The organism is Blastocatellia bacterium (assembly GCA_035275065.1).
GTDB lineage: Bacteria > Acidobacteriota > Blastocatellia > UBA7656 > UBA7656 > DATENM01.
On record DATENM010000063.1, the window covers coordinates 55,809 to 81,516 of the forward strand.

Here is a 25,708-nt window from a genome sequence, read left to right on the forward strand (position 1 = left end):
TGCTTTGACCGAGCGGCTAGATGAAAACCGGAATCGGATTCAGGCCGGCTTCCGGCGTCGGCTCGGATAGCCATCCCAGCTTGACCGGAACATCGTACAGGCGCCCGGCGCCAAATCGCGCCCAGAAGTGCCGAAGACCCGGGACGATCACTTTCACGACCGGCATTCCGATATCCGGCCGGGTCTGGTCCAGCACCATCATTTCCAGGCCGAGGCCCTCGACGAGGGCTTGGCAGCGAAAAACGTCTTCCCGCAAATCGACAGTTTCGTTCTTCGCGTAATCGGCGCGCCGTCTGGGAGCTGCCGATGACGGCGCCAGATAAGGCTGATTGTCGAGCGTAGCGGTCCGCCACCAGTGGATCGCTTCCGGGTCGTCGTAGCCGTAGCCGGTCCCGTCCGGTTGGCTCGTTTCTACGCCCGGCAGCATCTGGTTCAACTCGGTCAGCGCCCGCACAACCGCGAGCCGCGCATCGAAATGAGCCGCCGGCGCAAAGATGATGTCTTCGGGGCTGCGGTCGATGCGGCGAGAAATCGCAATGAACGCCGGAACGCCGAGATCATGGGTCAGATCGAGGACCCAGAGATCCCGGCCCAACCCGGAATAGTGCGCCTTCAGGTCGTTAATGAACGGGTCATCAAAGGAAGCGAGATCGACGGCGGGGCGTGCCAATCGGTTGTACCACCACACCGCCACCGCGTCCCGCTCGACCAGCTCCATGAAGCCTTGCAGAATCGCTTCTTCGATGGTGTTGCCGCTCGCCGAGCCGTTGGATTCCGGAAGGCAAAAGAACTGCTCGGGAGGGGACGGGTAACTATAATAACAGAAACCGGCGGGCAGATAGCGAAACCGTTTTTGCGTCAGCGACCAGACCGGAGCCCATTCCAGCACTGCCTCTTCGTCGAAAGGCAGCGGGATCATGTCGAGCCGCCGGTCATGCGCGTTCCAGCGATCCCGCTCGCGATACTGGCCCTCGCTGAACAGCATGCAAGACTGCGGATTGATGGCGGGATCGCCGAGGCTCCTGAAACTTCCACGGCGGCGAATCTCTTCACCGCGAAAGACACCCGAATAGCGTTCAATCGCTTCACACAGCGCGCTCGCCCGCGCCTGCGCGTCCGTGATGCCCTTGCCACAACAGGCGCTGCGTACGTTCTTCCGCAGACGGTCAAATGAGTTGTGCCGCACCGCCATGTTGTTGCCGGTGATGTAGACGTTGACGGTCGAGTTATCAGGGTCCGTAACGCGATACAATCCCTTGGCGATCCCGGTGATGGGGCTGATGTGATGATCATACTTCTGCAAGGTCTGCGCGGGCGACAGGGCGCGATGCCCGCCATCGGCGACGAAGTTCTTCCTGACGCTCCTGATCTCTATAGGCCGCGGTTCTCTGGCGGCCCAGTCGCTGCTCCCGCACGCCGGGCACTGAGGGCGGCGCGTCACCTTGTGGGTGCTGGTCTGAAATGAGATCGAATCGACCGCGATTATCGTTGAGTCAACCGCGCTGCCGGCGCCCGTGACGATCCACTTCGCAACCTCTGTCGCGGCGATACTCAGGGCTATCGCCCTGGTCGAGGGCAGTACGGCTTTCGGCGGATAAAAGCGGTTGCCGGATTGCAGACTGCGCGCGAATTCCTCGACATCCTGGTTGCCTCTGAGCCGCTGCGCCAGACACTCCCAGCAAGCTGTTTCGCCGGGACGGAAGATCGGGCCGATCCAGGAGTAGATACCATTCGGCCTGACGATGAGCCACGGCTTGCGGGACTCGAGCGCCTGCCGATTGAATTGCTCGAGGCCGCGTCTCAGGTAGTCGTCGGTCACCGCGATCCAGAGCGTGGCCTCGGCCTGCGACCCGCGGCTGACCCGGAGATCGCTCAGCATGGCGAGGAGATCATCGACGGCAGCACCGCCGATCCCGGTCACGCTGACCGTTTTTGCCGCCAGCGCCGCCGCCGCCTGCTCGGAGCCGACTCCAAGACTGTTCCAATACGCCCGTAACGTGTCCGGTATCTCGGCAGTCGCTTCTTCAACATAGCCACTCTTTTGCAGAGAGAGAAGGGCGGCGTAGACCTCGGTGGCATGAAAGGCGGGCTTCAATTCGGCGATAATCTCATCGGTGCTGCGCTCGCCGTCGATCAGCGGAACCAGCGCCGGATAGATTCGTCCATAGAGGCCAAAGTACCGTCCCTCGCCGATCAATAGTGCCTTGTCCCCGGCAATCGCCTCGGCATGCAGGTGTCCTTTGAGACTCGGCCGTTCAATCATGGGATTACCGCCCCGTCCTCCGCGCCGGCGTGGAGCCGCAGCGCCTCCGGGTAGAGGTCGCCCGACGGCAGCGCCCGCCGGATAGCGAGCTTCTGAAAATTATTTTTGATATGCGAATTTCGCCCGAGCGTCATGGTGTGGATCCATTGGGTCCACTTCGCGGCCTCATCACCGCTGCCCCAATCCAGGTCGAGCGAGGTGCCGTCATCAAACCAGGCTTGATCGGTAACTTCGATTTCGGCGAAAGGAAGAGCGTTCGGTTCCGGCAGCGGACTATACGAGACGAGCCGCCGGGCCCGCTCGAAGTAGTCCATCCAATCGAAGCCGGCGACGAAGGTTTTTCCAGCACGCCGGTCGTAGCTCGGTAGAATGACCAGGGTCTTCTGGTAATCGAGACAACTGCCGAGATTCGCGATGGCGGGATAGGTTTCCGCCAGATACGCCGCCAGCTCATCGTAAAATTCGTCGAGGTGATAGCAGATCTGGATGTACACCCATCGGCTGCCTTCCACCTGAAACTCGAACTGAGGAAGCTGCGGCACATCCATGAACGTCAGCGCATCCTCGTCCTCGAGATATTCCCGGAAGTTGCTTTCAACCGCCTGGCGCCATCGCCGGGTCAACGCCGATTTGCAGATGAAGTGGTCATACAGGTCCTCATAAAAATCGGCATAGGTGATGTTGTGAGTGAAGCGCAGGTAGATGGCGACAAGCTGCGTCAGGCTCGCATTATGGAGCGCCTTGATGAAGGTTCCATAGAGGTTCATCTCGATCCAGTCTTCCCGCGAATAGGTCGAGGTCTTGACGATCAGCGGAACCTTGGTCTGAGTGTGCTGATCAATCGGACCGCGCAGCCGCGCGCCGTGATTGGTCAGCGCGTAGCGCTCGACCGTTTCGATCTCCCAGCGTTCCAAGTATTCGGGCTCGGCGGCCGGCGCATTCGGCAGGAGGTGGTAGGGATAGATCCAGTAGTAAGAATGGATCCCCCACTCCATCAGATCCGAGAAGCAGGCCCGCCACAGGTCTTGGCGATCAGCCGGCATCCCGAGGATGAGTTGCACGTAGACCTGGATTCCATCCTCCATCAACTGCCGGGCGACTTCATACTGCTTCTTTTTGGAGATGTTAGCTCGATCAGTCGCCGCCAGTACTTCCTCGCTGGTGTGCTGCACCGAGAGAATGTGGGTCGACATCAAGCCCGAGGCGAGGAATTTCTTGGCTACCGACAAAGCCCGGTCCGGGTTGTTCTTGGCGGTGTTATAGGAGAAATATTTCGGGTACGTGTACTTCCGGTTGACCTCGTTGACGATATCGGCGATTTCAAGGTCCCGAGGCAGGATGCCGAAGTTGGCGTCGGCAAGCATAATGAAGCCGACCTTGACGCGGCCAAACCATTCGGCCTCGGCGCGCACCCGATCCATGTCAAATCGCCGTATCTTGGACATGGTCGCCGATCCCCAGTCGCAGAAACTGCAACTGTACGGGCAGCCGCGATTCGTCTCCCAGACGGCAATGACGTCCGACGGGATCGAGTTGCGGTACGCTTCGTAGTGCTCCGTCTGATCAATGTAAGGGCTGTAAATGAATTCTGTCGGCACCGCGGCCGGGCCGGTAAATACGTGCCCGAGGCCGGGCGTCCCGGCCATATAGAGGCCGGGGATATCGCGAAAAGCTTTGTGATCGGCTACCAGGTCTTTGAGTTCATGCTCGAGCGTCTTTTTCAGAATATCGTTGAACGTGATCTCGCCATCCTTGACGACCACGAGATCGATATACGGGTGCTTTTCAAAGAACGCCGGGTCCTTGTAGTCCGGTTCCGGTCCGCCCGCGACGACAAGGCAATCCGGATTCATGGATTTCATTTCACGAGCGATCCGGCACTGCACTTGCCAATTCCATACGTAGCAGCTCAGCCCGAGAACGTCGACGCGTTCATCCCGATACGGTTTCAAAAGCAGCGGCGCTTCCCCGGGGTTATTGATCGGCGTCAGCCAGTTGATTTCGTCCTGGGCCTCACCGTAACGTTCCCAGTAGGTCTTCAGAACCCCCCACATTACTGGTAAATAAGGTAAACCCATTTCCAGTAACTGCGGCTGGCTGATGAGCACGTTCCTGCGACCGGTGACTGGCATAGATTACCTCCTGGCGTCGGAATCCAGCGGGCGACGTCGGCGCTCGGGCCCAACGACCGCGGGCGCGGACGGTTTCTCAGTGCCGCTGCCGCAACTTTCGGGGAAATATCAAAGCCGGAGGACACTAACTTCTCTTCACTGCCCCCCGGCTTCCAACGAACATTTTGTTGCCGGCATGATCCGGACAACCTTCGTCCGGCTGCCGTTGACTTAGTTGCAGCTGTTGGTCGACGCCGTCGAAGACGAGGAGATGCAAGATGGAGTGGTGCACGCTGTGCTGGCCGTGCTCTGGCAGCTCTGAGCCGCGAAGATCGTCATCGACAGATCTTCCTGCATCAGGTCGTTGCCGTTTGGAATGACGAGGTAAAGCGTATGCGGGTCGCGAGCCGCCGGAACTTCCTCAAAGGTACCCACGATTTCGATGTGGATATCCTCCGGGATCTCCAGTCCATGCTCGGTAAGTACGGTGGCGGGATGAGCCAACAAACGGCTCTTGAACTCTTCATCCATCATCGCCATTGCCGAAAGCTGGCTGATGACTTTCTGCGCTTCAGTTCCTTCTTCGAGCAAAGTACCATTCATGATTTTCTCCTTATGGAATTGTGGTGGTTGACTTTCTCCAGGCAACGGCGGAAAAGAACCGGCACCCGGATCCGAGAGTTGCTTATTGCTGTCTGGCTTCGGGCCGCAAGACCGTCATGCCAAGGCCCAAGAGCATGCCGAGCACGTCCTGTTCCTGCCATATCTCGCGGATCTTCCCGTTCTCAATCCGAACTATTGCGATCCCGGTCACGTTCGTGCTGGTGCCGGGCTGGGCCCCAGGAACCACCTCTCCCGAGATGGTGTACTCGTAACGGCAGACCACTTTGTCGCCGCTTTCGAACACGTCGAGGAACCGGACGTCCACCTTGCCGGTGTCTTTGGCGTATTGGATGGCATCCTCTTTGGTTGCCATCTTCACTTCGATGCCGCTGCGACTGAGGTTGTGCAAAAGCTGGTCGCTCAGCAACTCCGACATCGTCGCGTAGTCGCCATTGAGCACCGATTCCATGTAGCGGGAGATGAGCACGACGCCGCTTTGCGCGCTTGACATTCAAACCCCTCCAATTCCAATTCCAATACTATGCAGCCGAGCTCTAAAGTAGAGATAATAAGTCAGAGGGCCCCATGTATATCAGTGATCTAGGTCACTGTCAAGGACAATCCTTTTTGTCGCGTGATTCATCACAACGTTGTAAAATTCGGGTTAAATACCAGTGTCACGCTTGCCATTCAGCCACATCCGAAGTAGACTGGTGGCTCGCGCCGCAGCCGTGGCGCTCCGGCGCGCTCATTTCAGTTTTCGTGGGAGGGCTGAATGGCGACTCAGAACGAAATCACGGAACATCTACATACCGCGGTTAAGGTAACCGGTGAGGTTCTGGTGCCGGGAGGAAGTAACCTCGTTAAGGGCGATTTCCAGAACGCCTGGATCTACACGGTTCTCGGATTCGCCGCCAAATCCGTTTTCGGACTCCCGGGTCTCCTCGCGGTCTCCGCCGATTCCTTGAGCAAGGCGGTAACTGATCGGCACCTTCACGAGCACCTGGGGTTAACCTTCGGACAGCAGTCTCGTCCCGCGGAACCCTCGGACACAAAAGCGTCCACAGACTAAAACACTGCATCGGGGCGGCAAGCGATAATGGAAAAACGATTGGAGGAGAACGAAGCGCCGGACGCTTCCCCATCCAAAAAGTCGGTCTTTGTTTTTGGGTTGATCTCAGGATTGGTTTCGGGCCTGATACTTTCCGGGAAATGGCGGCCGATTGCCAAGAGCGGGATCAAAGCCGGAACCAAAGGTTGGCGAAAAGTATCGGAAGTGGCGCAAAAGGCGATGGGCGATTTTCAGGACGTCGTCGCCGAAGCCAATCACGAGCTCGCCCAGGAAGAGGCGAAACCGGGGCAACCTGAAGAACCCGAAGAGGGCTCCCAATGAGCCGGGACGCCTCGCCTGACCTGCAGCTCCGGTCCTCGATTCCGGGCCGTCAGCGCTGGGACGTGAAAGCGATTTTCCGGAATGCCGCGCGGGCGCGGGCCCTGGAATCAAATCTCGCCGCACTGCCGGGAGTGCTTCAGGTTCAGGCAAATCCGGCTACCGGGCGTTTGCTCATCCTCTATTCTCCGCAATCCACTCACGACTTCGAGGCGATCATTCACCGGAGCCTTGCCGCGCCATCGTTTCTCGCGTCGCGGCCAACCGATGGGCAGCCGCGCAAAGGGCCGCTGCTCCGTATTCTCAACCGCTTTCTTCCATCCCGCCGCGAGCTAGCCATTCCGCCCCTTGTCTCTCTTTCGGGGCACGTGGTTCACATCCTGCAAGGCCATTCGTTCGTTGCGACCGTAAATTCAGTCCGTGGCGAAGCACCGCGTTTCTTACGCTCGCTCGGTATCCGCAAGCGGCGCTCGCGCCTGCTCGCCATGACCGGTCTTTCGCTGCTGTTGACCGCGGCGGATCTGGCTCTACAGTATTACCGGAAGCGGGCGTGGCAGCGCCTGGCTCGTAATACTCAACACCGTATCCGGACAGCCCTGATTACCCGGCTCGAAGAACAGGACCTCGAGTTTTTCGATCACCACAGCACCGGCCCGCTGATCAGTACCGTCACCAACGACACCGACCGGATCGGAGAATTCATCGAACAAGCGGGCGACGACCTCATCGAGAAGCCGACGACAATTCTGGTCTCGGGAGTCATTCTCCTACGAACATCCCCCTGGCTCGCGTTGCTCGGGCTGCTTCCGCTGCCGCTCTCGGCGCTCCTGACCCGGACGCTCGAACCCCATGTCGGGGCCCGCTTCGCCAGGTTCGGAGAAATCAAAGACCGATTCAGCCGGATGCTCGAAAACAACATCCCCGGCATTGCGACGGTCAAGAGCCTGACCGCCGAGGAGCTCGAGATCCGGCGGTTATCCGCCTGCGACGCCGAACTCGAGGAAGCGGCGGTCACCGCCGAATCCGCATCGACTCTCCTGTCGGTTCTCAGCCAGGGGACTTTCACCGCGAGCCTGGCGATGGCAACTCACCATAGCGGGAAATTGGCCGGCGCCGGAAAGATCTCGACCAGCAAGCACACCCGGGCAATGTACTGGTTCCCGCAGATGGTGATGGCGTTCACCGGACTCGAGCGGCTGCGCGGGCTCTACCGCTCCGCCGAAATGTCTGCGGCAAACGCCCTGCGCATCCTTGATAGCAAGCCGAAGATCATCGGCGGCCCGGTTCGGCTCGAGGTTTCCACCGTACAGGGCGATGTAAAATTCGAGAATGTCTCTTTCGGTTATGACCCGGGATTCAAGGTTCTGGACGACGTCTCTTTTCAGCTCAGTCCCGGAGAGAACCTGGCAATCGTTGGACCGACGGGTTCAGGAAAGAGTTCGCTTCTGAAACTGCTGCTTCGGTTTTACGAGCCGGATAGCGGCCGAATTCTTCTCGACGGGCACGACATCCGAGAGCTAGACCCGGGAGACCTTCGCCGTGCGGTCAGTTTTGTGGGCCAGGAGATTTACATCTTCGAGGGCACGATTCGCGACAACCTCCTGTTCGGGAGCCCGGACGCATCGCCGGATCAAGTCGTCCGGACGATTACGGAGATCGCTCCCGACCTGGTCCAAACCTTGCCCGGCGGAGTTGACGCGGAAGCCGGCGAGCGCGGAACGCGATTGTCCGGCGGGGCCAAACAACGCGTGGCGGTTGCCCGCGCTCTTCTTAAAGGGTCTCCGGTCCTGGCGCTCGACGAAGTCACATCGCAATTGGATTACAAGACTGAACGTCTCGTGAAGGAACATCTGACGGCCGGAACCGCCGCGAAGACCGTAATCATGGTGGCCCATCGGCTGGCCACGATCCGCGATGCCCACCGCATCATCGTGCTGGACGCCGGCAGAATCCGCGAGCAAGGCACGCACGATGAGTTGCTTGCCCTCGGCGGCCTCTACGCGTCGATCTGGAATCTGCAAAGCGGCGAAGACGGTACACTCGGTAACCTCGAAGTACGCCTGGACCGGCAGCGGTGAAAGACCTTAAATTCGCCGTGTTTCTGATCACGACGACCACTTCTCTAGACCTTCCCCTAAGCCGATCCGGAATGCCTACATCGAGAGCTTCAACGCGAGGCTCAGGGATGAATGTTTGAACCGGCACTGGTTTGTAAGCTCGCAGGAAGCGCGGCACGTGATTGAACAGGGCGGGAGGACTATAATCAGTAGCGCCCGCACGGCGGCCTGGGTCATCAAACACCGGAAGAGTTCGCCGGGAAATGCCGCCTCATTCAGGAAACGAAAAAGCGGCTCAGACTCTCATTATGACTGCCCCTCAGTTCGGGGCTACATCAAGGGCCATCTCGTTTTCACAGGGTCATTGATTATACAAACTCACTTCGTCCGGTAGAGGTCGGGAAGTTGCTTGCGAAGATTAGCCACCTTCGGCAGGTCATTCATCACAATATACGGGTCATTCGGATGGCGTGTGGCGTAGTCCTGATGGTAAGTCTCAGCCTCATAAAAAGCTTTGAGAGCGACTACCTCGGTCACAATAGGTCGATCAAAGACTTTCGCTTGATTCAGCTGCTCGATGTAGGCTCGCGCGATGCGTTCCTGGTTCTGGTCAGAGAAAAAGATGACGGAGCGATATTGCGTGCCCGTGTCAGGGCCTTGCCGATTCAGCTGGGTGGGATCATGAGCGACGGCAAAAAACACTTTCAGAAGCTGGCCATAAGAAATCAGCGATGGATCATAGGTGATGCGAACCGATTCGGCATGGCCGGTATTTCCATCGCTGACCAGTTCATACTGTGCCGTCTTCGCTTCGCCCCCCGAATAGCCGGAGGTCGCCCGAATCACCCCTTTGACGTGTTGAAAGACTGCCTGAATGCCCCAAAAGCAGCCGCCCGCGAAGACCGCCGTTTGCTGGCCTTTGGCGGTGGCGAGCGGGGCATCAATGACCGGATCAGGAATGCTGACGCGTGCAGTGGCAGCATTGCATCCCAGCGTGGCGATAATCCAAAGGATGGCGAGAACGCGGAGCATAGAATAAGTCATAGACAGTACCTTTCAAAGGGTTCTTTCGTTTATTATCACATCAACAGCGGAGAGTTGGCGAGGGCTGTTAAAATGGACGCGCCCGCCTTGCTGCCGCGGGCCGAATGACTTGAAATGTCAGGTAATATCCATTCCGGGGTGAATGATGCCAGATGCAACCATCAAAGAGATGAATCAAAGGCAGTTCCGCGCGGCGGCGGCACGCCACGGCTTCGAGGTGCGGGGCTGGACGCTGATGGATGACGAATTAGGTACAGCCTATCCCTTTATCTACTCCACCGGCCCGAAGGGGATAGTTGTGCATTACCGCGAATGGCTGGCCAGTGCGATTCAACAGCGGGCGAAAGAACGCAAGCGGTGCGAGAAGGAAGCTCGATAAACGCTATGCTGCCCCTTAAGTTAATTCCGTTTGCGAAAGCATCAGTAACGTTGTGGAGCAGACAATAGAGAACCTTCGGGTTTATCGATTAGCAGAGTATTCTAATGAATGAGAATAAAAGAGCTTTATCATGGGGGGATTATGAGTAGAGATCGCGACATCAGAGAACTTTCGACCAAGCCAGAGCCTGAGGATCGGACAGACTATCAAGCGCTTAACGCGATGGGCCGGCCTAAGGCGTTAGGACAGGCGGAGGCTGACAACGAAGAAAGTCCGTCTGCTCAAAAAGGGGAAGGGCTTAATGAGCATACACGGGCAAGCCGTGCAGGGTCGGACGACGAACTCAGCGAGGAAGGGCTAAGAGAGCTATGCCGTGAGGCGATGGAAGATTCTCGCAGCATCGATCCTGATGCTCTCCTATTTGAGATACTCGTGCGACTCCGAACTAAGGCGGGAGACCCGGACGCGCGCGGAAGGATACCCGTGGAATATGACCTGACGAGCGGCGAGACATATTGGGCGGGTATTGAGGAGATCGCCAGGAGTAAGTTCAAGGCGGATTACGATGTGAGAGGGATTTTAACCGATGCCATACAGGAGAACACAAAGCTAAAGGAGCGATGATAATCAAGCCGCCTGCGCGATTCCTGGGAGAGTCGCAGGCGGCTCAGCCTCAAGCCTTCTTGCCGAAGAAGGCGCGGCTTCATTTTTTTTGTACCATCTGTTTGCCGCGAAATGAGATGGTCTCGCCCGGTTTCATTTCATAAAAAGGTATTCCTAGTTTCTTAAGCTCGATGGCAAAGACACCCGAGGTTTCACTGATTCCCGGAAACGTTGCGTAATGTTGCGGGATTGCCAGCTTTGCGCGAACCGATTTTGCCGCCTTCGCCGCCATGCGTGGCTCCATCCCGAAATGGCCCCCGATGTTGAGCAAGGCCAGGTCGATTTGATACTCCTCGCCGATGGTTTCCATATCTTTGAAATACGCCGTATCGCCGGAGTGATAAATCGTCGGGCCATTCTTGATGATCAGAACGAACCCGGCGGGGTTCCCGCCGTAAGCCCGCTCGGCTTCTGTGGCAGTGGCCTTCGGATTAAACACACTGCTCGAATGAACGGCAGGCGTCATGGCGACCGTGACCTCGCCGTCGGCGATTTGAATTTCGCCGCCGATGCCCATAATGGCGTCAGTCTCGGCCTGCTTGCCAGGGAAATCGGCCAGCTTCACTAAGTTGCCGGCTAGCTCAGGGTTGCTAATCAGCACCGCCCCGGTTTTCCCGGCTATCTCCACGGCGTCGCCGACGTGATCGCGGTGACCGTGTGTAAGCAGAATGTAGTCAACGGCAGGGACGGAAGCTAATGGGTCCTTACCGCCCTTCGCTTCAGGGTTGGAAGGGTTTCTGAGCCAGGGGTCGATCAGCAATACCTTGCCTCTAGGCGTCGTGATCGAAAACGCCGCGTGCCCGAACCACTTGATCTTCGTTTCCTGCGCCGACACGCGATAAGCAGAGCCGACTGTAAGAAGGGATAAAGCTATAAACCATCCGCATGCTTTCATCATCATGCCCTCGAAAATCCTCGGCCTTGATTAGTCTTGCCGACATGAAGCACCTTGCGTCGCGCCGATGCGTGGCGGCGAGCGGCAGCATATTGCAAGCCCCGCCACATTGCAAGGCGGGGCCGCGCGACGGTCAACCACACGGCAATGAGATCAAAAAAGAGGCGAGCCGACTCCCGCGCTAACGGGCACTGTCTTCGGCTCGCCTCGCTCACACGATGAGCAGAGTATGACTGCGCCTGGCGGCCTCCGCTGCCTGCGTTTGTTAGATGTCGGGCTGCCAGTGTAAACTTTTCCTGGAGGCAGAGCAATGGCCTTTTGCTTCATGTATTCACCAACCCATAGATTGCTTGGGCGTATTCTCTGCTCACTCGCTTTAATCTCCCTGATTCATGCGGGCCCATCCTTTGGTCAGCAGACTCCGCGTCCGCAGCTCGACCAGGCCGGGTTGAATGAACTCGTTTCCTTAGCTGGCCTCAGAGTAAACGAGTACAGGGCAAAGTTCATAGACCTGACCGCTGATGAGGAGCAGAGAGTAGAAGAATACGAAAGCAATGGCAAACTCGAGCGGCAGCGGCGGATCGAGTCAAGCCTGATCATCTATCAGTCCCAATTAGATCCATCCGTGACAGCCGAGTACCGTTACGTCCAGGCGGTTGATGGCGTGGCGGTGGCAAAGCGAGAAGAAAAGCTGGTGAAGCTCTATGAGCGATTGGCCAAAGCAGACTCGGTCAAGAAAGAACTCGACCGGATCAACCGCGAAAGCCGGAGGTATGACCTCAAATTCAGTTTCTACGGCCTGACTCTCAACCAGGGTTTGCCCCTGACTGAGAAAGCCCGCGCCTATTTTCAGTTCACGGATGTTGGTCGGGAGCAGATTAACGGACGAAATGTGATTGTTCTTCAGTACCAGCAGGTGAGGCAGATACCTGAGTTCACTTTCTCGCTACCTTCTGTGTTGAAAGAAGCTGAGGCGCTTTATCGCGGGCGGCTGTGGTTGGACGCAGAGACGGCGCAACTCTGGCGTGAAGAACGGGAGGTGACGTTAAAAAACCCGTCGTGGCCCAAGACGCTTATCTTACTGAGATATGAGTTCGACTACGCAGCTAGCCGTTTCGGGATTCTCACGCCACATAGGATAGTGGCGATCAGCTATGGTAATGGGCGAACCCTACCAGGCAATGTACCGGAACTACAGTTGGGTGGGAAAATAACTTACGACTACACTGGCTTCCATCGTTTTGAGGTCACATCTGATACCACGCTTAAACCACCGGCCAAACCCTAAGGCATCTAACGCCCCGGTGCAGCGGGCGCGGTAGTGGAAGGAAGTATGAGAATTGCGCTGCGCGGCCTCGGCCGCAACGCATTGTTAGGCGTGGTCTATTTCAGACCCTTCAAACTCAGATACGAGCGTCATGGCTTCACCAGCGCAAGGATGTTTCACCCCGAGCTTGCGATTACAGCGGTTTGACTGGACCAAAGAAGCCGACGATCCTCTGCAACTTTCCGTCGGGGCCAAGCGCGCCGAAATCAATGCCTTCCATCACTGTCTTGCCATCTCCGCCAACAAACTTCCAGGCGAACCGGAACATTCCATGATGGAAGTCTGCATGGCTTGACTGAATGATTCGAGCCCCGGGGGAGTTCTTAAGAAATCTTCCAATGTGTTCGACGAGCGCTTCGCGGCCCTCAACATGGGACTGTGGGTCCGTGTAAGTGCCCGCAGACGCCCACACCTTCTCAAGAAGTTCTCGTCTATGCTGAGCATCAGGTTCATTCCACGCAGCGCAGTACATCTTCACCAGTTCGTCTAAGGCGCCTTGCGCGGGTACTTGTTGAGCCGACGCAGGCCCGGCCAACATTGCCATGCAGAGAGTGAGCGCTATCGAAAATCCACTAATCTTCTTCATCGACTTTTCTTCCATCCCTCGTCACCTACTTTTTGCGGTATCTACGCCTAACGTCCGCGTTCAGCGGGCCGCGTGAGCGGCTCGCCGCTGCGATGGGGGTATGCCACCCCCTTAGATGCCCTGGCTCCTAGACCCTTACTTGCTTCAAAGCTCCTCTTAATCCGATATGACGGCTATTTGCCTTCCCTCATAGTATACACGCGCAGCCATTTTCACCTGGCCGCTCAAGGCATAATACTCCTTCATCCGCGCCCCAGGGGCGATCTCCCTCTCCATCGCCGGCCAGTAATGATCACCTGATTGGATGGCCAATGCATAGACTTGGCGGTCATCTCTGCCGACAAACGATAGCTTCTGCGGGTTGAAGGTAGTGAATCCCTTTGACGTGTTTTCCACTTCTACTTCCACGGCCCCGTTGCCGATCTTGAGGACGCTCCCTCTAAACTTCGTGAACCTAATCTTCAGTGCCCCTACGCTGATCGGAGTGGCGTCTAGATTCGAGGTTCTGATGATGGGCGGTTGGTCTTCCGCGCTCACGTAGAGTGGTGGCAGCATGAAGAGAAAGAGAACGACAGCCAGAGCGGGTAAGGAGTATCGCATTCGAGATGCCTCCAAGATTTTCTCGCTTCATCCTCTCGGCCCATCCCGTAGGATATTGCCGGCTCCCCAAGATTGCAAGCGGGCGGCGCGGCATGTCCTACCACACGGCCCGGCGGTTAAGTTAATGCAAGTGCTTCAACCAAATGCACTCGCTGGTGAGGTAGTATTAATTCAAGTACAATGTCGTTCATTCCCAGAACACGGAAAGCGAAGAAGGTCGGAAAGGAGAAACCGCGATGGCCATACAACAACTATCTGAATTGGGTCTCAAATCGTTAGTCTCCACAGGCGGGCTTCATCCATCGCCGTTTGCCTGGGAGGACCAGATATTCTACTTCTTGTTGGTTGACCGCTTCTCCGACAACAACGAGAAAGGATTCAAAGACCTTGCCGGCAATCTAGTAACCAGCGGCACGACTCCCCTCTTTACGCCGGCAGCTAACCAGAATGCGATTCAAACCGACGCGGCGGCCAGCAAATGGCGCGAGGCGGGAACCAGGTATGTCGGCGGCAACCTCAAAGGACTGACCAGCAAGCTCGGCTATCTGAAGCGTTTGGGAATCACCGCCATCTGGATCAGCCCCGTACTCAAGCAGGTGCATTTCCAGGAGACCTATCACGGTTACGGCATTCAGGATTTCTTGAAGGTCAACCCTCGATTTGGCACGGAGCAAGAGTTTAAAGACCTGGTGAAGCTCGCCCATGACAATGGCATCTTTGTGATTCTGGACATCATTCTTAACCATGTCGGTAACGTCTTCAGCTACGACCCGACGCGACAGCCCAACTATACAGATAAGGATGGCCACTTCGACCCGCGCTGGGACGGCCATCTTTATCCGGTTGTCGGCTTTACCGACAAGCATGGCCAGCCAACGATCCGGTTCGCGAAAACTGACCCATCCGACCCGGCAAGTTTTCCAGACCCTGACGGCGCCGTCTGGCCGGTCGATTTTCAAAACCCTGCCTACTACACGCAAAAGGGTCATATCTCGGACTTCGATAATGATCCGGAATTTCGCGAGGGTGACTTCTTTGATCTTAAGGACGTGCATCATGGTGCCGGCAACGTAGATGACTATGTGCCCTCACAGGCGCTCCTGGATCTGTGTGAGGCATACAAGTATTGGATGGCCTTTGCCGACCTCGATGGCTTCCGTATCGACACCGTCAAGCACATGGACCCGGGCGCGACCCGCTTCTTCGGCTCCGCGATCCACGAATTTGCGCAGAGCATCGGCAAAGACAACTTCTTGCTCATCGGTGAAATCACCGGCGGGCGCTCCTTTGCCTTTGACACGCTGGAGATAACGGGACTGGATGCCGCTCTGGGCATTGATGAGATACCCGACAAGCTGGAGTTCCTGGCGAAGGGGTTGCGCAATCCGAATGACTACTTCGGCCTATTTCGCAATTCTGAGCTCATCGGCAAAGGCTCGCATACTTGGTTTCGTAATAAGGTCGTCACCTTCTTCAATGATCACGATCAGGTGAGTAAAGGGGCTAACAAGGCCCGCTTCTGTGCCGACCCGGATGGGGCTAAGCTGGTGCTGAACGCGCTGGCGCTCAATGTGACCACCCTCGGCATCCCCTGCATCTATTATGGCAGCGAACAGAGTTTCAATGGCCATGGCGGCGGGGACGGTGCTGACCGCTATATCCGCGAGGCGATGTTTGGCGGCGAGTTCGGCTCTTTTGAAAGCAGCAGCGTACACTTTTTCGACGAAGGGAGCCAGGTATACCAGGAGCTATCAAAGATACTAAAGGTCCGCCGGGACAAGGCCGCCCTGCGGCGCGGGCGCCAGTATTTGCGGCCCATCTCGGATGACGGCCAGCACTTCGGGTTGCCGCAAATGATCGGCGGCCATATCCGTTTTGTGGTTCCGTGGTCACGGATCCTGAGCGATGAGGAGATGGTGTTGGCCATCAACACAGATCCCGACCGGGCGCATACTGCTTGGGTCACGATTGATGCTTCACTTCATAAGTCGGGGGACCTTCTTACCTGTATTTACTCAACCGACTCGGCACAGCTTGGCAGTCAAATCCAAGTCGAAGCCCGGAATGGTCTATCGGTTAGACTGACAGTGCCGGCCGCGGGCTTTGTCACGTTCGAGTAGAGGGTCGGCCTTGGATATATGGGAGCGTTTGAGCAGGCGACACATAGCGGTCGCGCTTATCGCTACGCGGTGACGCTCATTAGCCAAACGACAAAGCTGCTTGAGACTAGCAGACGGAGTCTATCAACGAGACCTTGCAGTATCTCAGGGCTCAGTTGCTGGTACAGTGGGGCCCGGCCTGGATATTCCTTCGCAGACAGATAACCAGCGCCGGGTGAGCTTCGAGCATCAGGGTAAACAGATAAGCGTTGATTCAGCTTCGGGTGTATGGATAAGAGAGCTAGAGGGTGATTGGCGCTGTCTTGCAATGCCGCGCCCGCACAGCAGCTTAGACCAGCAGACGCCGGAGAGATTTGCGAGGAAGTGCCGCCTGCTTCAGGAGGCGAAAAAGCGGCTCGGACTCTCATGATGACTACACCTCAGTTCGGGGCTGGACCACAAGCATTTACGGCAACTAGCCGGTTGCCGGAAATGCTTGAAGCAGAAACAGAGTTGATGATTTATGTCCGACAGTAGCAACCATGAATTCGATGTATTCGTTAGCTATGCGACTAACCCCGACTATTCGCTTGCCCGTAATCTTGAGAGCTTCTTAGAGACGTTTCACAAACTGCCTAACCCGGAAAACATCTCGCTGATTCCATTAAGGGCCTGTGTGGACGGTTCCGACTTTCACACATCTGCACGGAGCGGTGGGGGCGATGATGTGGGAAAGACCATCGAGAGTTATCTAGCAAGATCAAAAGAATTACTCGTCTTATGTTCAAGGAATGCGCGGCAGTCAACCTGGGTTGATCAAGAGATCAAGTGGTTCCTCGCCAACAGAGGATCAGGCGCAATCAGGCTGGCGCTGACGGAAGGGGAAGACCTTAGCCATTTGGATGAGATCTTTCCGCAAGCTGTACTAGACGCAGGTTTGCACAAGCGCATTGCCTATGATTTTAGGGGAGTCCATAAACGTGCCAGGCAGAAGTGGCAATCGGTCCGCGATTTTGATGATGAGAGGACGCGGCTCGCGGCAGACTTATACGATAAACCGGCAAGCGAAATTCGCCCAATATGGTTCCGTGAGCAACGACGGCTGGCACGGAATCGGACGCGCATCTTCATCACCGTCACGATGGTTCTGCTCGCCCTGCTGATCCTAACGGTCTACTTTTATTTCATCGCCGAGGCACGCCGCAAGCAAGCATTTGCCGAGGCGGAACGAACACGAAGGCAATTTTATGTGGCAAGCTTGAACCTGGCCCATCGCGCATGGAATGAAGGTTCAGTCACTCTCGCGCAACAGCTACTCGAAGAGCAAAACCCGCGTCAAGGGCAGGAAGACCTGCGCGATTTTGACTGGTCACACCTCTGGCGACGCACTCAGGCTGAAAAATCACAATTCTTCGTCAAGGGAGTTGCTTTTGAAAGCGTTTCCGTTTCATCCGATGGCTTACTAGTAGCGGCTGGCGGGAGACGCTGGTCTCCGCAGAACGGTGATGAAGATCCATCTCACTATGTTTATGTCTGGTCCTTACAGACGGGAGAGTTGAAATATACGCTTGCGGAGCATGACGAGTCAGTTAAGGCGGTGAAATTCTCACCCACTGCTCCAGTGCTCGTGTCGGGGAGCGAAAGCGGCACGCTGAAAGTCTGGAGTGTGGAATCAGGATTGGAAATCTACTCGGCTGATCTGGGGTCGGTAGATTCGCTGGCTTTTTCGCCCGACGGCGGTACTTTAGCTGTGGCCGACGGCGCTCAGATTGATCTATTTAACACGACAACCTGGGAGAGTATGGGTCAGCTCGTCAGCTACCCGGACCAGGAACTGCTCGCGCTCGCCTTCTCTCCTGACGGAAAATTCCTCGCTGTAGGAGGAATGCAGAAACAAGTTCACCTTTGGGATATGACGAAACGAAAGAAAGTTGAGATTTTGGGCGAACACAAGGGCCGGGTCACTTCGGCTGCGTGGTCAACTGAGAGTAATCAGCTCGCTACGGGTGGGGAAGATGGAGAGGTCATTCTGTGGGATATAACTAAAAAGAGAAATCCGGTTCACCTGCCGCAGGGCGATGGTGCGTACTCGCTCGCCTTCGCACGAGGCGGAAAGCTTCTCGCTGTCGGGTTAGGCAAACCGACGGAGATCGAAGGGGGAAAGGCCATTGTGCTCTGGGATGTTCCCACGGGCACCCAACGCGGTCTGCTCAGGGGGCATCCGAGGCGCATCATGTCTTTAGATTTTACGCCGACCGGGGATTCACTTGTCTCTGTCGGCGAGGAAGAGAACGTCCGCGCTTGGGACATTGCGAAGGCCAGTTATCTGACCTATTTTGAGGGTCATGGATCGCCCGTTTGGGCATTCGCATTCTCACCCGATGGAAAGACCTTGGCTTCTGGCGATGGCGATGGCGCGATTCGACTATGGCTCCTTCAACCCGGTGGGCTATCGGCGTTCGTTCAGGCACACCAGAAACGCGTTTCGGATCTTTCCTTCGATCCGACAGGCCGCCTGCTCGCATCAGTCGGCTGGGACGATACTGTGCGGCTCTGGGAACCCGCCTCGAAAACCGCGCCGCGATTATTATTACAAACTGGCCATGGTCTAACGTCCGTAGCGTTTTCGCCTGACGGAACCAAGTTAGCGGCAGCGCATTGCGATGGCACCATCTATGTCTGGGAAGGGCCAGATTTCAAAGCGCTGCCGAGCCTTAAACAAAGCGGCTGTCTCACGTTTCTGGCCTGGTCGCCTGATAGTAGGCTCCTCGTAGCTGGCGGTGGCAGCCCCGCAACCCCGGAATCACCAAGATCGATTTCCCTCTGGCGCATCGGTGATACCAGCCCTTTGAAGGTTCTTAACGGGCACAGTTCATGGCCCTCTTGTGTAGCCTTTTCACCTAACAGTAAGAATCTGGTCACGGGTGACTGGGACGGCGAGGTGATTCTTTGGGATCTGGCGTCCGGCACAATGAGTCAAAGGATGCGCGGCCATACTGACTTAGTTACAGGGGTCTCGTTCTCCCCCTCTGGGAAAATCATAGCCTCGTCAAGTAGAGATAAGACGGTACGCATCTGGGATACAATAACGGGGCAGGAACGTGCGACGCTGACGGAAAGTGAGCAGGAGCTTTTCGCCTTAAAATTCCATCCCAAAGGCGATATGCTTGCCGCTGGTGGTTCAGATGGTAGCATCGTGCTATGGCTTTCAGATGCCTCTCCGTTGGTTACAATCTCTCCACAACGGTAGAGCGTTTTTGAGGGACGGCCCAAAACCACCTTTGGATGCGCCGTAAATATCAGAGTGATGTCGGATAAGACGATGCTCCGACGGTGGCGAAGTGAAGGTAGTAGATCAAATTGCCTCGAGCGCGATGGCCCCGCAGTACACCGGCCCACAGAGAAAGAGAAGGACGCGCTCGGTCGTGGCGATCAGTTGCTCCCGGGTGAGGTTGGCCAGGTTGATCAACGGATCGAATGGGATATGCCCGAGCTGGCCGACGTTTTTCAGAAAAACGCGGTCCGGAGGGAAGCCCAGCAGCTTGCCGTGGGTGACTGACGTCAAAGTATTGTAGTCGCCAACCACAATCCAGCGAAAGTCTGCGGGCTGGAGATTGCACGCTTCGTAACAGTCCGCGGCCGCGTTCCTCATGGCGTAGAACATCTCGAGCAGCATTTTGGTGCGGTCGTCCACTTGCTTGTACGGCCGAGTGCCGACGTATGCGAGGCGGAAGGCCCCGTCTTCCCGGGGGGCCTCGCTGCTGACGATGCAGGCCGCCACGCCATCTCCGGCCATCGAGACTGCCTCCGGCAGTAGGCGCGCGCCAGGAGCGCCGAATTTCTCGCCGGCGACGATCAGGATGTTGCGGCTTAGACCCTTGATCACGAGCGCCTCGGCCATGATGAACGCATGCAGGAGATTGGTGCAGGCGCCGTACGTGGCGCAAAGCACGGATGCCCTACAGATTCCCAGACGCTGCAACAACAGGAAGAGGCGATTGCGGGTGTCACGAAACGGACCGGCTGCCGAGGGAACGTCGTCCTCGAAGAGAGCTCCGAAACTTTCGGTCGCGAGAATGACGGTGTCGATGTCTGCTGCCGCGATCCCTGCCGATTGCAGCGACTCGCGAATGCACACCTCCATGGCTTGAGCGAGCGGGCGATTGAGCACCGAGACCCCGAGGATTTGCTGGTCGAGCAACTGGCTTGCCTCCTCCAGCGAGAGGCCCTCGCCAACAAGGTCGCACAGCGGAACGCATTCGCCGACCTCGTATCGAATGGCCCTGATCACGACGTCGCCTCGATCACCGAAATGCACTCCGCGCCGGTCATCCATGGAATGTCCATCATGCGCGTCCATCGTGTGCGGTGTCAACATTCGCGTGATCGAGCGTAGCCTGCGCGACAGAAGAGGAGGCGCGGGGTAGCGAATACGCAGTGACATGTAAGCGGCCGGTCGCGGAAGCATGCGTGTCGCATCACGCAAGAAAGTTGAGAATTATATTATGCATCCCGACATCATCGAAGATTCCGTGGTGATTACCTCCCTCAAGTATTACCAGGTGAGCGCCTTTTATTCGCCCTGCGATCTCACGCGCAGCTTCCACAGCGGCAATCTGATCGTTGCTGCACGCAATAATCATCGTCGGCGCAGTTATACCAATGGCCCACGCATGTTCTGGTTCGCCAAACGATTGTGAAATCATATGGGCATAACGATACAACAGCTCTGGAGTTCTAAAAGGGGTGTTGATGATGCGACGAAGCGCCGGATTGACGCAAGCCGTCAACGAAAGTGTTTGGCCTGCCCCCTGGCCCGGATCTGCCTCCCCGTCGAACTCAGTACGACTCCCCGTTATGAGGCGATGAAAGAGTTGGGCTGATCTCCTACTGCTGGCGATTTCAGGCATCGAAGCGCGCATCGTCTTTTCGTAATGAGTCCGCGGGACGCTCTGTGGCAAATTGAAAGCTCCATTAGCAATCACCAGGCTAAGAGCGCGTTCGGGGTAGAGAGAGGCAAACTTTAGCGCAACCTGTGCGCCGTTACACCAACCGATAATATGGGCTGCCTCTATGCGGTTAGCGTCGAGCAGGCTAACGAGGTCTTCGACGTGATGGCCGATGGCGCATCTTTCAGGGTCGAAGGCACTATCGGAGTTAGGAACCCAGCGCGACTCCCACGTGAGAAATCTAAACGGCGCGGCTAGTCGCTTTGCCAGGGGCAACCAAATGATCGCCGGTATTCCGATGGCGTTGACTAAGACCACCGCAGGGCCCACAGAATTTCCGCCGGTAAACGCGCACAAAGCAATATCGTCCCGGCTTCGCAAACAGGTGCGACGGAAAACGGTTCCTTCCGCCGCCTCTTGAGATTCCCCCATGTACTCCATTACGTAGTCATGTAACTCCTGTCGGTTGATGCCATGATCGCCTGGTAAGGAACGCTCAAACTCTTTACCTTGCTGAAGGTAATCGCAATAAAACTTTAATCTCCTATTCACTGTTGTTTCAAAAGATGTCCGCTCCGGAATGGTTTGCGAGAACGCCGACGTTTGCTCAATTTTCAGGGCTTTAAAGAGCGTCTTGACTATCACTTCGGCTGTAAGATTCGATGCGCTGGTGAGGTGATAGATTGGGCCTCCTGCGAACTCACCGGCTATGAGCTTATTGACGTCAGCCATCATGTGATCAACAGGGATCAGATTGATTTGGGTTGTGGGATTACCGGCGAGGGGAAAGGAATGCGCCGAGCTGGGTAAGCTCGAGCGGAGGTCGAGGAGTTCCTTCACGAAGCCGTACAGTCCGGTTGTGCAACCTCCGGTCATCAAGGTCAGAGAGGGACCAATGACAGTAGACGGTCGGAGAATGCGGTAGTCAATCTGGTGAGTCCGGCAAAAAGTCGCCACCTCATGTTCGGCCAGGCATTGACTCTCCTCATAGAAGTTGTTGAACTCTCCGGGAAGGGGATGAAGTTCCTCGTGCGCGTAGTTGTGAGTGCGTCCTGCTGTGTAAGCTGTAGAGACATGGATGAAACGTTTGGCGCAAATTGAGCGCGCAAAATCCAGCGCGTTGCGAGTGCCGGTTACGTTTTGCGCATACAGCGCATCCTTGTGCGACTCGTCAGTGCTAAACCCGAAGGCGAAGTGCCAGAACTCATCCACTCCCTCGTCTCGCACCTTCGCCAGGGTGATTTCGTCTACTCCGCAGTTTTTCCGCGTAACATCGCCTCTGATTGCGCTCAGTCGGGTTCTCCAGCTTTCAGGTTCGAAAGGAACTCGGTATGAGGCAGTGCAGACTTCAATCCTCTCCAGTATCCGCCGCTCTGCTTCGTCCACCGAAACGCCTCTCGCCAAAGCAATAAATCTTCCGGGCATCCTGGCGCGCCAGAACAGAAAGTGACTGCCCAGGAAGCCGCTTGCGCCAGAGACGCAGAGCGTTTTTCCTAAACCATCGTGGGCCGAATGATTTCTCAGGATGTGGGATTGAGGGCCTGGAAGTGGATTTGAGACATCTGCCATCACAACTCCCGGACGCGCCTGATCGAAACTACAAACATATAGGAAACTCGTGAGGTCATGCCGAAGAATAACCTTCGCCGCGTAGCCGAGCGGCCATCTTATCAATAGTCGGATACTGCGTAAGCAACTCCAGCGGCAGTGTCTGCCCGACCAGTCGTTCGACCTGCAAGAAGAGTCTTGCGGCAAGTAGGGAATAGCCCCCCAGCTCGAAGAAATTGTCGAACACGCCGACGGGCTGAACGTCCAGTACCTCTTCCCAAATCAGGGCTATCCGCTGCTCAAACAGGTCACGCGGGGGCGCGAAGGGGTTAGCCAACGGGGGCCTTCCACGGGGCGGTGGCGGCAGCGCCTTCCGGTCTACTTTCCCGTTCCGATTCATCGGCAGCGACTCAAGCATGACAAAGTAGGCGGGAACCATATACTCAGGCAGCGTCTGCCGTAGAAAATCGCGCAGGTCAGCGTGCGAAGGCGCATGTTGCGTTTCGCGAGGTACAACGTAGGCAACAAGTTGTTTCTCCTTCGACTCATCCTCGCGCGCCACGACGACGGTCTCACGCAGCGAAGCATGCCTGTGCAAGGCGCTCTCGATCTCCCCGAGTTCGATTCGTATGCCACGCAGCTTAACCTGTCCCTCACTCATGCGCCCCAGAATTTCGATCTCGCCGTCAGCGCGCCGCCATGCCCTGTCGCCGGTGCAATATATTCTGTCGCCCGCTACGAACGGGTTCGGGACGAATTTCTCAGCCGTTAGATCGGGACGCCGCCAGTAGCCCCGCGACAAGAGTTCTCCGGACACGCACAACTCGCCCGGCACGCCCTCCGGTAACAGGTTGAGATAGTCATCGAGCACATAGAAGTCCCCGTTATCAATAGCGCGTCCGGCAGGTACTACCTGAATCTTGTCCATCTCGTCTTTCGGGACCTCATACAGTGAGACGACATCAGAGCACTCTGCCGGGCCGTAGACATTTATCAGCCTGCACCGACGGCCCGTCTGGTCGAGCCACTGCCTGAACTTCGGCAGGATCATTGCCTCCCCGCCCACCATCAGGCATTCGAGAGTTGACAGGCTCCGGTAATCGCCGGCCGCGGCCAGTTCAATGATCGGGTAAATCTGGCTTGGCGTCGTATTGATAAACGTCGCCCCGTGCTCGTCAATGGCTTTGAGCAACACCGCGGCGTCGTAGTAGCCGGGATTAGCGAGGATCAGTCTGCCCCCCGCCAAAAGAGGCACGACGATATTTTTGAACGCGGCATCGAAGCTGAAGTTCATCATCAGAAGCGCGCGCGACTGAGAGGTGAAAGGGTAATAGCGTTGATAGTAGAGACACAGATTTAGGAAGCCGTGGCCGGTAATCATCGTGGCCTTCGGTTTTCCGGTCGAGCCGGAGGTATAGAGCAGCCCCATCAGGTTGTCAGGCGATGTAGGCGATGCGACCAGGGAAAGGTTATGTTCGGATTCGGCGGCGAGTTCGTCTTCCGCGTCATCGAGGCGGATGAGAGTTCCCGCGAAGCCGGGCAACTGCCCTGCCAACGCACTGTGCGTCAGAAGTATTGATGCCCTGGCCTCGTCAATCATAAACAGCAGGCGATCTCGGGGCATTCGCGGGTCGAGGGGCACGTAAGCCCCGCCTGCCTTGATGATGCCCAGCAGACCGATGACCATCTCGGGTGAGCGCTCCACGAGTATGCCCACGCACTGCTCTGGCCGGACCCCAAGCCTGTGCAGCCTGTGCGCCACTCGATTCGCCCGTGTGTTCAGTTCAGCATAGGTCAACTGCTGGGATTCAAAGACTAACGCCACCGCGTCGGCCGTCCGGGCGACCTGCTCCTCAAATAGCCTGTGGATGGATCGAGGGGCGGTCGTGGGATTATTCCACTCGAGCAGAAGCTCGCGTGATACCCCCGGCTCGCGCGCGAGTGAATCAATTAATTCGGCGGAGGGATTCAGTCGTGCGTCTTGCATAAGTGGTGTCTCGAAACGCTGAAGTCGCGGCCCCCGCGAGCATGTGGCCTGCGCGCGTGCCTACCGCAATGTATTCCTGTGCGGCAAGGTACGGAGCGGCTCTCCGCGAAAAACGCGCTCGCAGGGCCTTTACGCACCCAAAGCCGACATCAGGCGATCTAGATATCTCTGTGAGGTGTTAAGCCGGTAGAACGCGCCGCGAGTGATCTCGACAACGGCTTCAGGGTCGCTCGCAATGGCCGGCTTGATGACGTTACTGAACCAGTTGTCGGCGTGAGCCCTGTCAATCATCACGTGCGCTTCGTAGTATTCGGCGTCTCCCAAGTTCAGCATGTTCCGCTCCCACGCGGTGATGACATCCCTAAAACGTTGGGGCGCGAGATACTCGGTGACGGCGAAATAGCCGATGGCCTGGTAGAAATACTGACGGCGCAAGGAGAGCATCAGCGACAAATTTCCGCACGCCAGAGCCTCCGTCGTGAGCGACCCATTCACATTCGCTTCGATGTCGAATTTCCTCAGAATGCGCGTAAACATTGCGGTATGCATTTTCGCCTGTATGCCCTGACCCATCTCGTCCCAATAGTTCGAACCGATCTCCAGTTTGATTCCCTCCTCTGTCCCTATTTGCACCATCGCCAGGAAGTCATCGAAGCGGGCGTCGATGGTGGTCTCCTGGACGATGAAAGTGCGTAGTCCATCAATGCCGGCTCGTTCGCGTAAGTATTTCTCGTAAAGCGGATGATGGTAAGACGGGTGCTGACGGACTTTCTCCAGCATCCATTTCTTGTAGGCGTCATACTCCCTGGGGACTTCGTACCATACGCTCGACGGAATGCGCTGATCTTCGTATTCGAGAAAGTGTCTCTCGATGATATTGCGCAGGTTAAGGATGGTGGCGGAAGATTCGGCAGTCGGCGCACCCGGACGCGGGATGTGAAGATACAGGCTGTAGATCTTGTATAGGGCTTGGTGGGCGGCGAAGAGGGCGTCCGGCCTGTTCTCTTTGAAGGCCGATTCACAAAGCTCGATGACCTCCGAGATGAGCGCACTCCTCTTGCGCTCCTCCTCAAATAGTCTATCAATCACTTCACCGTCAAGCAGGATGAGCTCTTCGAGGGTGGACACGAAACTCTTCGTGGTAGCCTGCGTTGACATCGCCATGAGTCTTTCTCCTTACCATCCAGAACGTAGGTATGCGGAGAGG

General features: G+C 56.7%; 20 protein-coding genes and 1 pseudogene. 9 read left to right on the forward strand and 12 right to left on the reverse strand.

From position 1 onward, the window contains the following. Positions 1–16: 16 nt before the first annotated feature. The 4 genes from VJ464_14605 to VJ464_14620 form a co-directional block, all read right to left on the reverse strand. The gene (locus VJ464_14605; protein HKQ06363.1) at positions 17–2,263 is read right to left on the reverse strand and encodes a TOMM precursor leader peptide-binding protein; all 2,247 of its coding nucleotides are present in this window, start codon (positions 2,261–2,263) and stop codon (positions 17–19) included. Next, on the reverse strand, positions 2,260–4,395 hold the full coding sequence (locus tag VJ464_14610) for a cobalamin-dependent protein (protein ID HKQ06364.1): 2,136 nt from the start codon (positions 4,393–4,395) through the stop codon (positions 2,260–2,262). Before VJ464_14610 ends, VJ464_14605 begins: the two co-directional genes overlap by 4 nt. A 210-nt stretch (positions 4,396–4,605) precedes the next feature. Continuing rightward, on the reverse strand, positions 4,606–4,977 hold the full coding sequence (locus tag VJ464_14615; protein HKQ06365.1) for a hypothetical protein: 372 nt from the start codon (positions 4,975–4,977) through the stop codon (positions 4,606–4,608). A gap of 82 nt (positions 4,978–5,059) precedes the next feature. Beyond that, positions 5,060–5,488: an ester cyclase gene (locus VJ464_14620; protein ID HKQ06366.1), complete on the reverse strand. Its 429-nt coding sequence runs from the start codon at positions 5,486–5,488 to the stop codon at positions 5,060–5,062. A gap of 588 nt (positions 5,489–6,076) precedes the next feature. Between VJ464_14620 and VJ464_14625 the strand changes: the two genes are divergently transcribed. From VJ464_14625 to VJ464_14635, 3 genes and pseudogenes are all read left to right on the forward strand, one after another. Further along, the gene (locus VJ464_14625) at positions 6,077–6,370 is read left to right on the forward strand and encodes a hypothetical protein (GenBank protein ID HKQ06367.1); all 294 of its coding nucleotides are present in this window, start codon (positions 6,077–6,079) and stop codon (positions 6,368–6,370) included. Next, complete coding sequence (locus tag VJ464_14630; protein HKQ06368.1) at positions 6,367–8,445, forward strand: ABC transporter ATP-binding protein; 2,079 nt, start codon at positions 6,367–6,369, stop codon at positions 8,443–8,445. Before VJ464_14625 ends, VJ464_14630 begins: the two co-directional genes overlap by 4 nt. 40 nt (positions 8,446–8,485) lie before the next feature. Further along, positions 8,486–8,736: pseudogene (locus VJ464_14635) on the forward strand (transposase). A gap of 66 nt (positions 8,737–8,802) precedes the next feature. On the opposite strand, the gene msrA reads toward VJ464_14635, so the two are convergent. Continuing rightward, positions 8,803–9,456, reverse strand: coding sequence for a peptide-methionine (S)-S-oxide reductase MsrA (msrA, locus tag VJ464_14640; protein HKQ06369.1), 654 nt, complete (start codon positions 9,454–9,456; stop codon positions 8,803–8,805). Positions 9,457–9,610: 154 nt separating this feature from the next. On the opposite strand from msrA, the gene VJ464_14645 reads away from it, so the two are divergent. Both VJ464_14645 and VJ464_14650 read left to right on the forward strand, forming a co-directional pair. Next, the gene (locus tag VJ464_14645) at positions 9,611–9,847 is read left to right on the forward strand and encodes a hypothetical protein (protein ID HKQ06370.1); all 237 of its coding nucleotides are present in this window, start codon (positions 9,611–9,613) and stop codon (positions 9,845–9,847) included. Positions 9,848–9,955: 108 nt separating this feature from the next. Next, positions 9,956–10,471 carry a hypothetical protein gene (locus VJ464_14650; GenBank protein HKQ06371.1) on the forward strand — a complete coding sequence of 172 codons (516 nt, stop codon included), beginning with the start codon at positions 9,956–9,958 and terminating at the stop codon, positions 10,469–10,471. A gap of 79 nt (positions 10,472–10,550) precedes the next feature. On the opposite strand, the gene VJ464_14655 is transcribed toward VJ464_14650, so the two are convergent. Continuing rightward, positions 10,551–11,411 carry a metal-dependent hydrolase gene (locus VJ464_14655; GenBank protein ID HKQ06372.1) on the reverse strand — a complete coding sequence of 287 codons (861 nt, stop codon included), beginning with the start codon at positions 11,409–11,411 and terminating at the stop codon, positions 10,551–10,553. Positions 11,412–11,715: 304 nt separating this feature from the next. On the opposite strand from VJ464_14655, the gene VJ464_14660 reads away from it, so the two are divergent. Continuing rightward, complete coding sequence (locus VJ464_14660; protein HKQ06373.1) at positions 11,716–12,693, forward strand: hypothetical protein; 978 nt, start codon at positions 11,716–11,718, stop codon at positions 12,691–12,693. A gap of 45 nt (positions 12,694–12,738) precedes the next feature. After that, entirely contained in the window at positions 12,739–12,879 is a 141-nt protein-coding gene (locus VJ464_14665; protein HKQ06374.1) for a hypothetical protein, read from the forward strand. On the opposite strand, the gene VJ464_14670 is transcribed toward VJ464_14665, so the two are convergent. Further along, positions 12,866–13,333, reverse strand: coding sequence for a nuclear transport factor 2 family protein (locus VJ464_14670; protein ID HKQ06375.1), 468 nt, complete (start codon positions 13,331–13,333; stop codon positions 12,866–12,868). The two genes, VJ464_14665 and VJ464_14670, sit on opposite strands and share 14 nt — an antisense overlap. Positions 13,334–13,474: 141 nt before the next feature. Further along, a complete protein-coding gene (locus tag VJ464_14675) occupies positions 13,475–13,918 on the reverse strand; it encodes a hypothetical protein (protein HKQ06376.1) in 444 nt (147 codons plus the stop codon). 236 nt (positions 13,919–14,154) lie between these two features. On the opposite strand from VJ464_14675, the gene VJ464_14680 reads away from it, so the two are divergent. Beyond that, complete coding sequence (locus VJ464_14680) at positions 14,155–16,038, forward strand: alpha-amylase family glycosyl hydrolase (protein ID HKQ06377.1); 1,884 nt, start codon at positions 14,155–14,157, stop codon at positions 16,036–16,038. 502 nt (positions 16,039–16,540) lie between these two features. Next, positions 16,541–19,267 (forward strand): TIR domain-containing protein, encoded by a 2,727-nt coding sequence (locus tag VJ464_14685; GenBank protein HKQ06378.1) that lies wholly within the window; start codon positions 16,541–16,543, stop codon positions 19,265–19,267. A gap of 105 nt (positions 19,268–19,372) precedes the next feature. Here VJ464_14685 and VJ464_14690 read toward each other — a convergent pair whose 3' ends face one another. From VJ464_14690 to VJ464_14705, 4 genes are all read right to left on the reverse strand, one after another. Further along, positions 19,373–20,395: a hypothetical protein gene (locus VJ464_14690; protein HKQ06379.1), complete on the reverse strand. Its 1,023-nt coding sequence runs from the start codon at positions 20,393–20,395 to the stop codon at positions 19,373–19,375. Between the two features lie 100 nt (positions 20,396–20,495). Further along, entirely contained in the window at positions 20,496–22,535 is a 2,040-nt protein-coding gene (locus tag VJ464_14695) for an alpha/beta fold hydrolase (GenBank protein HKQ06380.1), read from the reverse strand. Between the two features lie 55 nt (positions 22,536–22,590). Continuing rightward, positions 22,591–24,501 carry a non-ribosomal peptide synthetase gene (locus VJ464_14700; protein ID HKQ06381.1) on the reverse strand — a complete coding sequence of 637 codons (1,911 nt, stop codon included), beginning with the start codon at positions 24,499–24,501 and terminating at the stop codon, positions 22,591–22,593. Between the two features lie 129 nt (positions 24,502–24,630). Further along, complete coding sequence (locus tag VJ464_14705; GenBank protein HKQ06382.1) at positions 24,631–25,665, reverse strand: iron-containing redox enzyme family protein; 1,035 nt, start codon at positions 25,663–25,665, stop codon at positions 24,631–24,633. Positions 25,666–25,708: the final 43 nt, after the last annotated feature.